The following is a 15,750-nucleotide window of genomic DNA, read 5'->3' as shown; positions in this document are numbered from 1 at the left end:
TGATGATCTCGGCTACACTGCACGCCCGAATCGTCACTAAAGAATCAAAGGTGATCTGCATTGTCCATAGCCAGGGAGAAAAAAGATCGAAAATCGGCAAATGATCGTAGCCCACCCGGTCGCCAAATATTACCTAAATAGATGGTGATCAGGTGTTTTTGCATTCACGCAGCGCCGACTTTTTCCGGTGCCTATGCCAGCGTTCGCTCCACGATGTCGCGTAGATCGGCGGACAGGTTTTGAGTGCCGGCGATCGAAACCAGCGCCTCTCTTGCTTTGGTTTGGCGCTCAGGTTCCAACGAGCGCCATGAGCGCAGCGCAGTCGCAAGTCTTGCCGCAACCTGCGGATTGCTTTTCTCGATCTGCAAAACAAATTCCACAAAAAGTTTGTACCCGGCACCGTCGGCACGGTGGAAGCCGCTTTGATTGGCATTGGCGAATGTGCCGAGCAAAGCACGCAGGCGATTTGGGTTGGACATTGAAAATGCGCCGTGTTCAGTCAGTGTGCGCACTGTTTCGACAGCCTGCGGCCCCGGCGTGCCGGCTTGAATCTGGAACCATTTATCCATCACCAGGGGGTCGGACGCGTATCTGGCTTCGAATGCAGCGAGCGCTTCGCCGGTCTGCCCCATGCCGGGATGACGGTGGGCAAGAACTGTCATCGCTGCCACGCGATCAGTCATGTTGGTTGCAGATTTGAAATGGCGTGAGGCAAGCTCCGCGCCATCGGGCAAGCGCGCAAGATAGTCGAGCAAGACGCTGCGCAAGGCGCGTTGGCCCGCACTTGCCGCGTCGGGTTTGAATTCGCCGCTATCACGCAGTGAGCCGTAAAGCTCGAGGAATTCCTGATGGTTGGCCGAGGCTATTGCACCAGCCAATGCTTCGCGTGCGCGAAAGATTGCGTCAGGATCGATATCCTTGCCGATGTCGCGAGCGATGTCGGCTTCGCTGGGAAGTGTGAGCGCCAGGGCGCGATAGGCTGTTTCCAGGCTATCGTCGGCGGCAATGTTGCCAGCCAGCTTGATCAGGCGCGCCGGGAGCTTCGTCTGTTTACCGCCAAGTGTGTGGCGATAAGCTGCGATAAGCGCGTCTGTCAGCAAGCCGTTGAATGCCTGCCAGCGCGAGAACGTGTCGCTGTCATGGCCTGCGAGAAAGAACCGATCGTCAGCCTTCTGCTCGACCGACAGTGTTACCGGTGCGCAGAATCCGCGATTGAGCGATACGGTCGGACGCTGCTTGACCCCCGCAAAGCGCACAATGTGCCGGCGTTTGCGCAGGTGGATGATGTCACCTGTCACAGTGGCACCGTCGACGCTCTCATAGGAGAGGTCGCTGCCATCTTGTCCAACCAGCCCGAATGCCAGTGGTATATGCATCAGCCGCTTCCGGCTTTCGGAAGGCGTTGGCGGCACGGATTGCTCGATTGACAGCGTGAAGTCCTGCGCCTTTGCATCATAAGTCGCACTGACCGCCAGATGCGGCGTCCCTGCCTGATGATACCAAAGCGCAAATTGTGACAGATCGCGTCCCGACACGTCTTCGAAAACTTTGACGAAATCCTCGATTGTCGCAGCGTCGCCGTCATGTCGTTCGAAATATAGATCCATCCCGGCTCGAAACATCTTTGCGCCCAGAATTGTGTGGATCATGCGCACGACTTCCGAGCCTTTTTCGTAAACGGTGGCCGTGTAGAAATTGTTGATCTCCCGATAGCGACGCGGACGCACGGGATGCGCCAGCGGTCCCTGATCTTCGGGAAACTGAAGGGCGCGCAAGGTACGCACTTCGGCAATGCGTTTGACGGCGCGGGAACGTTGATCGGCGCTGAACTCATGATCGCGGAAAACAGTCAGCCCTTCCTTCAGGCATAGCTGGAACCAGTCGCGGCAAGTGATTCTGTTACCAGTCCAATTGTGGAAATATTCATGCGCGATAATCGCCTCAATATTGGCGAAGTCGACATCGGTCGCAGTTTCGGGATCGGCAAGGACATATTTGTCATTGAAGATATTGAGGCCCTTGTTTTCCATGGCACCCATGTTGAAGTCCGAAACGGCAACGATGTTGAAAACATCGAGGTCGTATTCGCGCCCGAAAACCTCCTCATCCCATTTCATGGATCGCTTGAGCGCATCCATTGCATAGCCGGCCCGGTTTTCCTTCCCGTGTTCGACAAAAATGCCGAGTTCGACCACGCGCCCCGACGAGGTGACAAAACGGTCGATGACCTTGCCCAGATCACCAGCGACCAATGCGAACAGGTAGGACGGTTTGGGGAACGGGTCGTGCCACACCGCAAAATGCCACCCATCCCCGAGATCGCCGCTTTCTGCGGGATTGCCATTGGACAACAGCAGCGGCGCTTCGCTGTGTTTGGCTTCGATGCGAACCGTGTAGACGGACAATATGTCCGGCCGGTCCAGAAAATAGGTAATGCGCCGGAACCCCTCTGCCTCACACTGTGTGCAATAGACATTGTTGGAGCGATAAAGCCCCATGAGTGCCTGGTTGTAGGCGGGGGCCAGTTCGGTTTCGATCAACAGTTGGAAACGGTGCGCTTCTGGCGGTGAAGACAGGATCAACTGATCGGGATCCGCACTAAAGGCGGATGGAGCAACTGCGTTGCCGTCAATTTCGAGACGCCGAAGCTTCAGTCCGTCACCATCAAGGACGAGCGGCGTCGAGGCGGCCGCGCCAGCGCGCCGTTCTATCGTCAACCGCGCAACCACAATGGTGGAAGTAGGTGTCAGGCGAAATGTCAGCGCGGTTTCGGGAATGAGATAGGCGCTGGCTCGATAGTTCTCAAGCTTGAATATTTGGCCAGTGTCGGTGCGCATCCGGTTGCTTTCCTTTTAGTTTCAGTTAGGCAAGGCGGGTTCGCTGGCCCAAGAAGTTCGATGTCCGCGCTCTTTACACCAAACAGCCTGTCGTCAAAATGCCGGCGACACTATTCCTCAATTGCACAGCGCTGCAGGATTTCGAAGTCAAGTGACATCGCCCATCATTCCTGGTTCCCGCGGTGCTCTCACCGCGATAACACTGAAAATCATGTCGGTGACGATTTTCGTGGCAATGTCGTCATTGATCAAAGCCACAGGCACGCTTCCTGCGGGCCAACTCGTTTTTTTCCGATCCTTTTTCGCGATCATACCTATCCTGATTTTCCTCGCCTTCAAGAACGAACTGCGCACAGCCTTCGTCACCAAGCGGCCATTGGCACACATTGCCCGTGGTGTGGTCGGTGTCTGCTCGATGGGCATGACATTTTTCGCATTGACGCGTCTGCCTTTGCCCGATGCGATCACTTTGAATTACGCGCAACCCTTGCTGGTGGTCGTTTTCAGCTCTGTTTTTCTCAGCGAAGCGATCTCGATTTTATCGATGGAGCGCGGTCGCGGTTGGCCTAGTCGGCGTGGTCATCATCTCATGGCCGGAATTGACGCTGCTGACGTCAGGTTCGGCGATGGCTGATGCGGAAGTTGTTGGCGTAATGGCAGCCTTGGCTGGAGCGTCGGCCTCTGCCGTTGCTGCGATTCTCATTCGAAATCTCGTACATAGCGAACGCACAGCAACGATTGTCCTTTGGTTTTCGATGACGGCAAGCCTTATGGCGCTTCTCACCCTGCCGTTCGGCTGGCAGGCGATGACGGCGACCCAAGCCGTGTTGCTGATTTCGGCGGGCTTCTGCGGCGGAATAGGGCAAATCCTGCTGACGGCAGCCTACCGCCATGCCGAAGTTTCCGTGGTGGCACCGTTTGAATATACGTCGATGATTCTGGCCATTGCGGTTGGTTACGTGGTGTTTGGCGATGTTCCAACTGCCTATATGCTGATCGGCGGCCTGATCGTCGTGTCCGCCGGAATTTTCATCATTTTCCGCGAACGCCAACTTGGTATCGAACATACTCGCGCCCGCAGGGTCACCCCGTCGCAAGGGTGAGTGTCGCGCGCATGAATCCCTTTAGACGCGATGTGCTTTAGCGCGCACTTTCGAAAATCACTTCATTCAAGTGAACGAAGCTTCATCTTCACTTCGAGGAAATCGCGCCAGACAAGTGCTTTGTGAGCCGGCGTCCTGAGCAGATAGGCTGGATGCAGCGTCGGCATGGCCGGGATAGCCGCTCCGGATGCCGGTGTGTAGGTGCGCCAGTTTCCCCTTAACCGCAAAATACCCTCATTCGTTGCGAGCAAGGCTTTTGCTGAGGCACCGCCGACATTCACCAGAATTTTGGGATTGACCAGTTCAATCTGCCTTTCGATAAATGGCCGGCAGATTTCGATTTCGTGCGGCGTTGGGGTACGGTTACCCGGTGGCCTCCACGCAATGACATTGGCGATATAGACCGATGTGCGATCCAGTCCGATAGCACTTAGGATTCGGTCGAGAAGTTGTCCCGATCTGCCAACGAATGGCCTGCCTTCCATATCCTCGTCACGCCCCGGTGCCTCCCCCACCAGCATGAGGCTTGCATTCGGATTGCCATCGGCAAAGACAAGGCTCTTGGCGGTATGCTTCAAATTACATCCGTCAAATGCCTGCATATGTTCACGAAGTTCATCCAGAGTGGCCGATTTTGCAGCCAGTTCGCGCGCCAGCAATACCTGTTGTTCGTCGGGAATCGAGGCTTTCGCGGCTGACGGGCGTATAGCTTCGCTACGCGTTTGGCTTCGTGGCGCTTCGCCTCGTGATCGGGATTTGATTTGCGGCTCTACAGCTGTCGGCGCAACTGGTTGCGCAAACCGGTTCACGGGCTCGTCATTCATCGGCTCATCGACGCCTGCCTCGGCATAGAAAGCCAGCAGGTCATGCACGTCGAACCGGGTCTGCGGGGAGGGTCCAGTCATTGCGCCACATTCGCCAAAACGATGGCACTTTGCAAGTTCACGACGAAGGAATACGCGGGTCCTGGACAAGATAGAAGGTCCAGCGTGGCGTATAGTCGGTAACGAGAAAATCGAACGACACCGATCGTATCGGATTGACCTGTCCCTGTGTGAACAAAAGTCGATCATAAGGCTCGGAATCACGGTCAAACTTGCGGAAATTGCTCGACACGATGTTTTCAGGGGTCTTGGTGCGCTGGTCGAACGACAATCCATCGCCAAAAACGCTCGGTTGTTCGAGAATTTCCTGCAACTCGAATTCGAACTCGATCCACGTCTGGCCGCTATTGTTCAATGCGTCGATGCGCATATACATGATGCCATTGGCATAGTTGCCGGACACATCGAACGGCCTGATCGGTTTGGTCGTGCGAATGGTTAGCGTGACAGGTGACGCCGAATTCAATTCTTCCACGATGACGAGGGGATCCTGGCGGGTGCCTTTCCCCGAAACGCCTGTAATCTGGAAGCCGCCCAGCTCATCTGAGAAAGAATAGGCTCCCGCCAGCCATACTTTTCGCTCGGCGGCAATGGTAGGACTGGATAATCCTGACGCAAGTACAAGCCCACATACCCCCAGCACGCAGGCCCGACTGGACCGGGGAAAACCGCGCTTCAATGACAATTCGGCTAGGACCGAGGTGTGCATCCGCGAAGTATGACCGATAAGCGCGCCAAGGCACACCCAAAAAAGCAACAAGGCACGCAGCCACTACCACCCATGCCAAACCTGTTGATGTTTGCACCAATGCGCCAGATGCGTTAGCGCTGCGACAGACGATGGCAGTGTGAAATCGCAAATGTCCCGTTCTCACCGGTTTCGCGTCGCGTTTTGATGCGCTATGGAGCGCGTAGGCCAGCAAGATGCTGGCGAGCAAGTGCGGAGGCATTTATGAGCGGTATTGAACGCGAAAGCATGGAATTCGACGTGGTGATCGTCGGTGCTGGACCTGCGGGCCTTTCGGCGGCAATCCGTATCAAGCAGGTCAATCCAGAGCTTTCCGTGGTCGTTCTCGAAAAGGGTGGCGAAGTCGGTGCCCACATTCTGTCCGGTGCCGTGGTTGATCCTGTCGGCATCGACCGGCTGTTGCCCGGCTGGCGCGAAGAAGAAGGACATCCCTTCAAAACGCCGGTCACGGCTGATCATTTTGTGGTGCTTGGCCCGGCAGGCTCGGTGCGCCTGCCAAATTTCCTGATGCCACCCTTGATGAACAACCACGGCAATTACATCGTTTCGCTTGGCAATGTCTGTCGCTGGCTTGCCACAAAGGCCGAAGCGCTGGGTGTCGAGATTTATCCGGGTTTCGCAGCCGCCGGCCTCCTGTTCAGCGAAGAGGGAGCCGTCACTGGTGTCTTCACCGGTGACATGGGTATTGAAAAGGACGGCTCGCACGGTGCGGCTTATGCGCCGGGCATGGCATTGATGGGAAAATATGTGCTGATAGGCGAAGGCGCGCGCGGCTCGCTCGCCAAGCAACTCATCGCCAGATATGGCCTGTCAGACGGGCGCGAACCGGCCAAGTTCGGCATTGGCCTCAAGGAATTGTGGCAGGTAAAGCCGCAAAATCATAAGCCGGGTCTGGTGCAGCATTCCTTCGGCTGGCCGCTGGACATGAAGACAGGCGGCGGATCGTTCCTCTATCATCTGGAGGACAATCAGGTGGCTGTCGGGTTTGTCGTGCATCTGAATTACAAGAACCCGTATCTTTCGCCCTTTGAGGAATTCCAGCGTTTCAAGACTCATCCGGCAATTGCCGCAACGTTTGAGGGTGCCAAGCGCATTGGCTATGGCGCGCGCGCAATCACCGAAGGCGGTTACCAGTCTGTGCCGAAGCTGTCTTTTCCCGGCGGCGTGTTGATGGGTTGCTCGGCCGGTCTGGTCAACGTGCCCCGTATTAAAGGCTCGCATAACGCCGTCTTGTCGGGAATGCAGGCCGCCGAACATGTGGCAGAAGCAATCGCCGCTGGCCGCTCCAACGATGAATTGACGGCATATGAAGATGCGTGGCGTGGCACGGCCATTGGCAAGGATCTGAAGAGGGTGCGTAACGTCAAACCGCTATGGTCACGTTTTGGCACGATTGTCGGCGTCGGCGTTGGTGGGCTGGACATGTGGTTGAACACGCTTTTCGGCTTCTCGCCGTTTGGCACGATGAAGCACGGCAAGCCCGATTATGCCGCACTTGAGCCAGCGTCAAAGCACACAAAGATCGCCTATCCGAAGCCAGACGGTGTTCTGACCTTCGATCGCCTGTCTTCGGTATTCCTGTCGAACACCAATCATGAAGAGGATCAGCCGGTTCACCTTCATGTCAAGGATATGGCGCTACAGGTCAGCTCCGAGCATGACCGGTTCGCTGGCCCATCGACGCGCTATTGTCCCGCAGGCGTCTATGAATGGGTCGACGCAGATGGAAACGCGGCTGCCGATCCGTCGGCGAAGGATGTCACATTCGTCATCAATGCGCAGAACTGCGTGCACTGCAAAACATGCGATATCAAAGACCCGAACCAGAATATCAACTGGGTGCCGCCACAGGGTGGAGAAGGTCCGGTCTATCAGGACATGTGACACGGACCGCTATCGTACAGATGCGTATCAGCCACGGCCATGCTCGGCTGAAACGGTCGCGGTGCTATGATTGTCGTCGGGCCGTTTCGATCTGGGGGCAATTGAGAATTCCACCAGAACCGGAAGATGGTCCGATCCCGTACTTTCAAGGCGTTTTGCCGAGTGGATGACAATATTGCCTTTGCTGAAAACGTGGTCGAGCGGCAACCCGGCAAATTTCAGGAAATCGGGCAGCTTGATATAATGCCATGTCACCCCGACCGATGGCATCAGCTTTAGCTTGCCGGCATTCGCGACGCGGCGGGCTGCAAAACTCCAGGGCGTCGCATTCAGATCACCGGCTATCAGTGCGGTTTCGCCAAGCAAAGCAAGCGGATCGGAAAGAATGTCGATCTGCTGCGCCTGCTCGAATGGCCACGGCCAGCCAAGGTGGATGGCAGCGATATCGACCGTTGAGCCGCTAAAGTCGACGGTCGCAACTGCCATTGATCCGCGCTCATAACACTGGGCGTCTTCGCTATCCGAGAACGGCCGCCGCGACAGGATCGCCACGCTGAAGGCATTTTTGCGGCGCGGGCAGACGATCCTGTATGGATAGGCGCTGGCGAGCAGGTCAAGTTTCCCGTCCCACATGGTCGACACTTCGTCGAGCGTGACGACATCAGGCTTGGTTCGCCCGATAAGAGAAAGAACCTGTTCTGGCGTCGGGTTGTTGAAACGCAGGTTCATCTGCAAGAGCCGATAGACCGCGCCTTCAGCCTCTCTCGGCTCAACACCGGCTTGGACTTGCCCAAAAAAGAAGGGCCTTTGTGCGTTCAAGGTTGTTGAGAATGCCACCAGCGCAAATACCAGCGCCGACAGTGCCAGTACGCGCTCCGGCGTAAACAGAAGCGGCACAGCCAAAACCCCGAGCAGAATCGCAAGATAGACGCGGAAATGGCTAAGTGAATCAAATGCCGGATGCAGCGCACCGAAAAAACCGGCAAACAGCATCAATGAGACGATTACCATGGCGGCCTGCGCCACTTGTGCCCCTCTCTCCAGAGCGGGATGAGGAAAAGTGGATACCGGTTTTCCGCCCGCATCCCGCTCTGACTTATTGGAATCGATCACGTTCATGATTTTGGATCGATTCTGGTCCTAAATCATCGTGATCTGGCATGTGTTTTTTGCTCATGCCGGTGGTTATCGGCACAAATGCGGCTCATTCATGGTAGCACATTGGCAGACATCTATTGGAACGCCGTTTCCGAAAAGCTTCTGAGCTTGCGCGAATGCAGCCTTTCCATTGGCATTTCCGCCAGCTTTTCCATCGCCTTGATGCCGATGGTCAGGTGTTGCGCAACCTGACGCTTATAGAATTCGGTCGCCATGCCAGGAAGTTTCAATTCGCCGTGCAAGGGTTTATCCGAAACGCAGAGCAAGGTCCCATAAGGAACGCGAAAACGGAAACCGTTGGCCGCGATGGTGGCAGATTCCATGTCGAGCGCTATCGCGCGTGACTGGGAAAGGCGTTGAACCGGGCCGCGTTGGTCTCGCAATTCCCAGTTGCGGTTGTCGATTGTCGCAACCGTGCCCGTGCGCATGATGCGCTTGAGATCATAGCCGGACAGGCCCGTTATTTCCTGCACCGCCTCTTGTAGCGCCACCTGAATTTCCGCGAGCGGCGGAATCGGCACCCAGACGGGGAGATCGTCATCCAGAACATGATCGTCGCGCACATAGGCATGAGCCAGAACATAGTCGCCCAGTGCCTGCGTATTGCGAAGCCCCGCACAATGGCCGAGCATTACCCAGGCATGCGGACGCAACACGGCAACATGGTCGGTGATCGTTTTCGCATTCGACGGGCCAACGCCGATATTGATCATGGTAATGCCGCCGTGATTGGGTTTTTTCAGGTGATAGGCTGGCATTTGCGGCAGGCGAAACGGTGGCGCGCCAGCATTGGACGGAGCGTCTCCAGCCAGGGTGATGATGTTTCCCGGCTCAACGAATTCGCTGTATCCGCCTCCGCCATTCTCCATCAAGCCGCGTGCGAGGGCCACGAATTCGTCAATGTAGAACTGGTAGTTCGTGAATAGAACGAAGTTCTGGAAATGGTTGGGGCTGGTCGCGGTATAATGCGACAGCCGGTGCAGCGAATAGTCGATACGTTGCGCGGTAAACGGCGCAAGCGGTCGCGCTTCGCCCATCGTCACCTCAAACGTACCATTGGCAATCTGGTCATCGGTTCCGTCGAGATCTGGAACGTCGAACAGGTCACGGATTGGTCGTTTGATCTGTTCGGCTGCTGCACCATCGACATGCGTGCCTTCAAGGAAGGCAAAGTGCAACGGAATGGGGGTTTGCGATTCCGACACCATGACCGGAACGCCATGGTTGCGCATGATGATCTGGAGTTGCTCTGTCAGATAGGGTTCAAACAGGTCCGGGCGGGTAATGGTTGTGGAGAAATGGCCAGGCGTTGGCATATGCCCATAAGCCTGACGGGAATCGATCTGCGTGAACGAGTTGGTGATAACCCCGACCTCGGGATAAAATGCGCGATATCGCCGGTTGATATCGCCACCTCCGGCAAGCGCCGCGAAGGAATCGCGTAGAAATGCGGTATTGCGTTCATAGAGCGCACGCAGCGCCGCTACGGCTTCACCGGCATCTTCGAACATTTGCTGCTCGAACGGTTCCGGCAGGACGACAGTTTCAATAGCTTGGGGGTAGATTCGTGTTTCCATGGCCCACTATAGAGACAAGAATGCGCACTTGGGAGGGGGCCGGAGACAAAGCTTTGTTTCTATCGTAAATGACGTTGGTCAGCCGCGTTGCAAGCTGACCAACAAGACGAGCCCCATGCCGTTCTTTTTCAACGCAGGCGCCTCGATGGTCGAGCCTGAGTCGGCGCGAATGCTCGGAAGTGCCAGCACCGGGGCTGCCAGCATCAACAGGAGCGCCATTGTGCGCGGCAACAGGCGAAGAATTGTGGTGGCGTTGGAAACGTAATTGGTCATGTGTGTGTCCTTCTTTCGCGTGGCCGCTTAGCGGCTGGTAGTCTCGCGGCAACCAAACAGGCACGTGCTGGACCTGGCATTGTCCCACTGGCGAGGTTCGCGGCCGGCTTCTGCGACGAGAAAGGCAAAGCCCATGCCGAACAGCGTTGTCAGCAGGCAAACGATGGTAAAGCGGCGTGCAAACATTCTTGTTCCCCTTGTCCTGAGATCAAGAATGCATGAGGCGGCCTGAACCGGCTCTGAGGTGCCCGTTCATCCAAGGTTCAAATTTATTGACGGTGTTTAACCGTTCGTAGACTTGCGCCACCTCATGAGCGGCCTATGTCCTAGAAACGCGAAAGAACAGGAGTTAAAAGGAATGACCTTACAGACCATGCCGATCGAACTTTACTATTGGCCAACGCCAAACGGCCACAAGATTTCGATCTTGCTTGAGGAACTGGGCGTTCCCTACACGGTCAAATATGTCAATATCGGCAAAGGCGAGCAGTTTGAGCCGTCATTCCTGAAAATCTCGCCAAACAACCGTATGCCCGCAATCGTTGACCCGGAAGGGCCCGATGCTGGCGGAAAATATGGAACCACGCCGATTTCCGTTTTTGAATCCGGTGCGATCCTGCAATATCTTGGCCGCAAGTTTGAGAAATTCTATTCCTCAGACGAGCGCCAACGGGCCGATATAGATCAATGGCTTTTCTGGCAGATGGGTGGGCTTGGGCCGATGGCCGGTCAGGCTCATCATTTTCGCCAATATGCGCCTGAGCAAGTTCCTTATGCCATTGATCGCTACACCAATGAGGTCAACCGGCTTTATGGGGTGATGAACAAACGCCTTGCGGACCGCAGCTATCTGGCTGGAGACTATTCGATCGCCGATATGGCAGCATTCCCTTGGGTGCGGCCATATAAGAACCAGGGCCAGAAGCTCGACGATTTCCCAAATCTGAACCGCTGGTTCGATGCGATCGCGGCGCGTCCCGCCGTCCAGCGTGGTGTGGAAATAGGACAGGAGCACCGCCGCAATCTGGCCGACGATAAGGATGCGCAAAAAGTCCTGTTCGGCCAGAAGGCGCGCGCATGATCTAGCTTGACGTGCGTGGACAAGAAAGGCGGAACAAACCGCCTTTCTTTATTATCGCACTTTGAAGCACCTATAATTTGGTCCAGGTCTGGCTCTTGCAGATCAAGCCACCGAGTACACAACCGCTCAGTTTGAGCGAATTCCCCGACAGCGAAGCCTTCCCTGAATAAGTCTTGTCGGTCGCGGGGTCGGTGATTTTGCCCGCATATTTCCCGCTTTTCAGGCTTAGCTTGCCGATACTTTTCCCCGCATGTTTGCCTGTTTTCATTTTGATGCAGAAGCTGCCGCCACAGTTCGTAATTCCGGCGGTTGGCCCGGCTTCCGTTTTCCAGTTGCCCTCGATCGGATCGGCAAATGCCGCACCGGCCATGATCAATGTTGCTGCGACTATCATGCTGGCTGTGCGAAGCATTAATGACCTCCCTTTTGGCTGTATGGTCTTCGCGTGCATTCCTTAGGGCCTGTTGACTATTAGGTTTCGGGCGTGGCGCGAGCCGGATTGTGTTTCTGAACAGGCGAAAAGACCGCCGTGGTGTCTACCACCACAAGAGCTTTTCAACGCATTCAGTGGCAAAATCCGCCGCGTCCGATAAGGATATGGCCTAAATCGCCCGATTTGGCGTCGCGGAGTCTCGAAAGGGGGCAACCCTTCCATCGACTCCACTCCTGAACCCAGACGATTTTTGCTCATACCACGCTCCAAATCCTGATAGTCAGCAGGCCCTAATTCCATGCACGCCTGCAAGTTAGTGCAGTCCGGTGCGCGGTGGAAGCGGTGCCGCAGAGGAAGATTGCGAGTTTTTCTGCTCCAATTTGCCCCGTTTTATCATCGAAAGATGCGCGCCGCGATTTCAGCTTGTTCTGGTGTGGTTAGCGAAGTCTTGAATTGACGGCGCGGAATTTTCGTCAAATTGGTGACGCTTTCCCGCGAATCCGGCATTCCTATCCTTAACAAAATTTTGCGTTTACCTCTTGTTTTATCTTTGTTTTCTTCGAGTTAAGCACGTCATTTAACGGTGGATTCAAGCGACTGCGCCATTCTCTCAAACATCGAAAGAGCAGCCCACCAGCAACAGAACAGGCGGCTCACAGGAACAAGACAGGGGATTAAAATGGCACGTTTTGAAATGCTTGAAGCCGACGTTGGAACAATGGGCGCAACTGCACAGGCCGACATTCTTTTTGAACTGGGTATGATGTACGCAACAGGCCGCGATTGCGAGCTTGATACGGTTGCTGCCCATAAATGGTTCAATATTGCCGCGATCAAGGGTTCAGCTCGTGCCGCCGAACTGCGCTCCGAGCTTTCGGCCACCATGTCGAAACCGGAGATCGCCCAGGCGCTGCGCGAAGCGCGCGAATGGATGACAATGCACTAAAAATAACGTTTGACGGGCAAATACGACCACAAGGCCGCGGAGACGGCTGGAGCATCGGATCGAAAAGTGGTTTCCGGTTTTCGGAAACATCGATGCTCACCAAGAATTAGATAGACGAACGAGAATGCGGCATCTGGACGGGTAAGCTGCACGGGACAGGGAAGGCGATCGGGATTTCGTGGCGCGGGGGCGTTGGGGAAGTCTTGAGCCAGGAAAAAAGCCACGACCGGTCATGATAAGACCGGCGTGGCTTTTTTCTTTGCGCGTGCACGCAATGCAGGCCCAACGGCCCCATTGATCATGCGCCTAGACAGATTTTGCGAACAATGAAATGTTGCCGATACGTCAATCGAAGCGCTGCCGAAGTGGCTGCGCAGGGGTTAAGGGAGTTAGTTTTCCAATGAATAGAACCAGATTGTTGGCTGCGGCGATATTTGGCCTCGCCATAGGCACCTCGGCAGCCCATGCCGAAGACATAACGATTGCCGTCGTTGGCCCGATGACGGGTCAGCTTGCCACCATCGGCGACCAATTCAAACAGGGTGCTCAGGCCGCTGCCGATGCCATCAATGCGGCGGGTGGTGTCAATGGTAACCAAATCAAGATCGCGATCGAAGACGACGTATGCGATCCCAAGCAGGCGGTGTCGGTGGCGAACCGCATCGTTGCAAACGGCATTAAATTTATCGACGGTCATGCCTGTTCCGGCTCCAGCATTCCGGCATCTGCCGTCTATGCGGAATCCGGCGCGTTGATGATGAGCCCGGCTTCGTCCAATCCTGTGATGACGGACGACGCAGCCGCCAAGGGTTGGTCGACAATCATGCGTCTTTATACGCGTGACGATGCACAGGGAAAGTTCATCGGTCCCTGGATTGCCAAGAAATATGCTGGCAAGAATGTTGTCATTCTTCATGACAAGAGCGCCTACGGACAAGGTATCGCCGATGCGGTGAAGGCCTCAATGAATGAAAATGGCCTGAAAGAGGTCATGTATGAAGGCATCAACGCTGGTGAAAAGGACTATGCAGCGCTGGTCACCAAGCTCAAGAATCTGAAAGCTGATGTCGTTTATTTCGGCGGCTATCACCCCGAAGCCGGACTTATCTTGCGCCAGTCGGCCGAGCAGAATTTCAAGTTCCAGCTGATTATGCCAGACAGCATTGCTTCACCTGAGTTCTGGCAGATCGCCGGTCCAGCAGGTGAGGGCACCATGTTTGTCTTCCCGTCCGACCCGCAGGCAAAACCTGAAGCCAAGGAAGCCGTCGCAAAGATCAAGGCGGGCGGTTTCACGCCGGAGGGCTTTACCCTGTTCTCATACGCGGTCATTCAGGCAATCGCGCAAGGCATCGAGCGCGCCGGCACTGACGATCCGATGAAAGTCGCAGCGGCTCTGAAAGATGGCGAGGCGATCAACACGGTCGTCGGTACGGTTACCTTTGACGAAAAAGGCGATCTCAAGAATGCGAGCTACGATATCAACCAGTGGCACGACGGCAAATACGCACCGATCCCACAGGATTGAGATTGGAGTGCCGTGCGTCCAACCCGACGCACGGCACTTTCAGGCAAATTCTTCGCAATATGTGCTGTGAGTTTGCCTTCGACAAAAATATGAAATCGTCAGTTCCTCACGAAGCAGGGTGGCCCGTTGCATAATTTCGGGCCATTTTGATTCTTGAGATCATTGGAGAGGTTTATGGCTAGGTCGTCGAAAAGACTGCGGATAGGCGTGCTGTTTGGCGGGCGCTCCGCTGAGCATGACGTCTCTATCTTATCGGCAACCAATGTCGTGCGTGCTCTTGCGTCGGACAAGTACGACATTGTTCCCGTATTCATTACCCGCGAAGGCCAATGGCTGTTAAGCGGTTTCGAGGATGGCAAATTGTTGCTGCCATCCAATGGTACGCAAGTTTGCCTTGTGTCGGGTGGGCACGGGCGAGTAATCGCGATCCCGACCGTTGGAACGCCTTACGAATTGCCGAAGATCAACATCTTGTTTCCGGTTTTGCACGGCCTTCATGGTGAAGACGGTGCTGTCCAAGGGTTAGCAGAAGTCGCGTGCGTACCTCTTGCGGGCTGTGGTATTCTCGGTTCCGCAGTTGCCTTGGACAAGGACATTGCCAAACGCCTGTTGAACGAGGCTGGCTTGCCGGTTGCGCGATCTGTCACAATTCACCGCGACACATCGCCAGTGTTTGCAGAATTGCAAAGTGCGCTTGGGCTTCCACTTTTCATCAAACCGGCGCGACAGGGTTCTTCTGTAGGTGTGAGCAAAGTCTCGACAGAGCGAGACTACGAAATCGCACTTGCAGCAGGTTTTACCTACGATAAAAAGCTATTGGCTGAAGAGTTCATTCGCGGTCGCGAAGTGGAGTGCGGCGTGATCGAGGATGCGCAAGGTAATCTCTTCGTTTCACGCCCAGGTGAAATCGTGCCAGCCGAAAGTCACGGTTTCTACAGTTACGACGCCAAATATCTCGACGAGAGTGGAGCGGCGTTGAAAGTGCCTGCGAAATTGCCGGAAGAGATTGAAAGTGGAATGCGTGAGATGGCCGCAAAGGCCTTTCGGACACTCGGTTGCGACAGCATGGCGCGTGTCGATTTCTTCGTGACGACGGACATGCGCGTTCTTATCAACGAACTCAACACCATTCCCGGCTTCACTGACATCAGCATGTATTCCAAGGTGATGGAGGCCAGCGGCGTCAGCTATTCCGAGGTTATAGACAGGCTGGTTGCTCACGGATTGGCCCGTGGCAGCCAATCAGCTTGACAGCGAACCATCCGGCCAAAATCCTGGCATTGGCAGTGCAGGTTGTCATA

Annotated in this window: 13 protein-coding genes and 1 pseudogene; 6 read left to right on the top strand and 8 right to left on the bottom strand. The window is 55.4% G+C overall.

The features are described from left to right. Nucleotides 1-191 precede the first annotated feature (191 nt). Nucleotides 192-2,837 carry an aminopeptidase N gene (gene pepN, locus AC0L7S_RS02030; protein WP_473472844.1) on the bottom strand — a complete coding sequence of 882 codons (2,646 nt, stop codon included), beginning with the start codon at nt 2,835-2,837 and terminating at the stop codon, nt 192-194. Nucleotides 2,838-3,048: 211 nt separating this feature from the next. Between pepN and AC0L7S_RS02025 the strand changes: the two are divergent. After that, nucleotides 3,049-3,940 (top strand): annotated as a pseudogene (locus tag AC0L7S_RS02025) (DMT family transporter). 62 nt (nt 3,941-4,002) lie between these two features. On the opposite strand, the gene AC0L7S_RS02020 reads toward AC0L7S_RS02025, so the two are convergent. Both AC0L7S_RS02020 and AC0L7S_RS02015 read right to left on the bottom strand, forming a co-directional pair. Beyond that, nucleotides 4,003-4,845, bottom strand: coding sequence for a uracil-DNA glycosylase (locus tag AC0L7S_RS02020; protein WP_473472843.1), 843 nt, complete (start codon nt 4,843-4,845; stop codon nt 4,003-4,005). A gap of 37 nt (nt 4,846-4,882) precedes the next feature. After that, nucleotides 4,883-5,584 (bottom strand): hypothetical protein, encoded by a 702-nt coding sequence (locus AC0L7S_RS02015; RefSeq protein ID WP_473472842.1) that lies wholly within the window; start codon nt 5,582-5,584, stop codon nt 4,883-4,885. A gap of 192 nt (nt 5,585-5,776) precedes the next feature. On the opposite strand from AC0L7S_RS02015, the gene AC0L7S_RS02010 reads away from it, so the two are divergent. Next, the gene (locus AC0L7S_RS02010; protein WP_473472841.1) at nt 5,777-7,456 is read left to right on the top strand and encodes an electron transfer flavoprotein-ubiquinone oxidoreductase; all 1,680 of its coding nucleotides are present in this window, start codon (nt 5,777-5,779) and stop codon (nt 7,454-7,456) included. A 27-nt stretch (nt 7,457-7,483) separates the two neighbouring features. On the opposite strand, the gene AC0L7S_RS02005 is transcribed toward AC0L7S_RS02010, so the two are convergent. The 4 genes from AC0L7S_RS02005 to AC0L7S_RS01990 all read right to left on the bottom strand — a co-directional run bounded on the left by AC0L7S_RS02005 (nt 7,484) and on the right by AC0L7S_RS01990 (nt 10,650). Then, nucleotides 7,484-8,575 (bottom strand): endonuclease/exonuclease/phosphatase family protein, encoded by a 1,092-nt coding sequence (locus AC0L7S_RS02005; protein ID WP_473472840.1) that lies wholly within the window; start codon nt 8,573-8,575, stop codon nt 7,484-7,486. A gap of 113 nt (nt 8,576-8,688) precedes the next feature. Beyond that, nucleotides 8,689-10,191 carry an AMP nucleosidase gene (locus AC0L7S_RS02000; RefSeq protein WP_473472839.1) on the bottom strand — a complete coding sequence of 501 codons (1,503 nt, stop codon included), beginning with the start codon at nt 10,189-10,191 and terminating at the stop codon, nt 8,689-8,691. Nucleotides 10,192-10,269: 78 nt separating this feature from the next. After that, nucleotides 10,270-10,464: a hypothetical protein gene (locus tag AC0L7S_RS01995; RefSeq protein WP_473472838.1), complete on the bottom strand. Its 195-nt coding sequence runs from the start codon at nt 10,462-10,464 to the stop codon at nt 10,270-10,272. Nucleotides 10,465-10,491: 27 nt separating this feature from the next. Further along, the gene (locus AC0L7S_RS01990) at nt 10,492-10,650 is read right to left on the bottom strand and encodes a hypothetical protein (protein ID WP_473472837.1); all 159 of its coding nucleotides are present in this window, start codon (nt 10,648-10,650) and stop codon (nt 10,492-10,494) included. A 172-nt stretch (nt 10,651-10,822) separates the two neighbouring features. On the opposite strand from AC0L7S_RS01990, the gene AC0L7S_RS01985 reads away from it, so the two are divergent. Next, nucleotides 10,823-11,545 (top strand): glutathione S-transferase family protein, encoded by a 723-nt coding sequence (locus tag AC0L7S_RS01985; RefSeq protein ID WP_473472836.1) that lies wholly within the window; start codon nt 10,823-10,825, stop codon nt 11,543-11,545. A gap of 70 nt (nt 11,546-11,615) precedes the next feature. Here AC0L7S_RS01985 and AC0L7S_RS01980 read toward each other — a convergent pair whose 3' ends face one another. After that, nucleotides 11,616-11,957, bottom strand: a complete 342-nt coding sequence (locus tag AC0L7S_RS01980; RefSeq protein WP_473472835.1) for a DUF2147 domain-containing protein — start codon at nt 11,955-11,957, stop codon at nt 11,616-11,618. 700 nt (nt 11,958-12,657) lie between these two features. On the opposite strand from AC0L7S_RS01980, the gene AC0L7S_RS01975 reads away from it, so the two are divergent. From AC0L7S_RS01975 to AC0L7S_RS01965, 3 genes are all read left to right on the top strand, one after another. Further along, complete coding sequence (locus AC0L7S_RS01975) at nt 12,658-12,924, top strand: sel1 repeat family protein (RefSeq protein WP_473472834.1); 267 nt, start codon at nt 12,658-12,660, stop codon at nt 12,922-12,924. Between the two features lie 400 nt (nt 12,925-13,324). After that, a complete protein-coding gene (locus AC0L7S_RS01970; protein WP_473472833.1) occupies nt 13,325-14,449 on the top strand; it encodes an ABC transporter substrate-binding protein in 1,125 nt (374 codons plus the stop codon). 174 nt (nt 14,450-14,623) lie between these two features. Further along, entirely contained in the window at nt 14,624-15,700 is a 1,077-nt protein-coding gene (locus AC0L7S_RS01965) for a D-alanine--D-alanine ligase family protein (protein ID WP_473472832.1), read from the top strand. Nucleotides 15,701-15,750: the final 50 nt, after the last annotated feature.

The organism is Mesorhizobium sp. G2-6-1 (genome assembly GCF_055809095.1).
The sequence above is the reverse complement of the archived record's forward strand: the minus strand, read 5'-3'. Positions and strand labels throughout refer to the sequence as shown.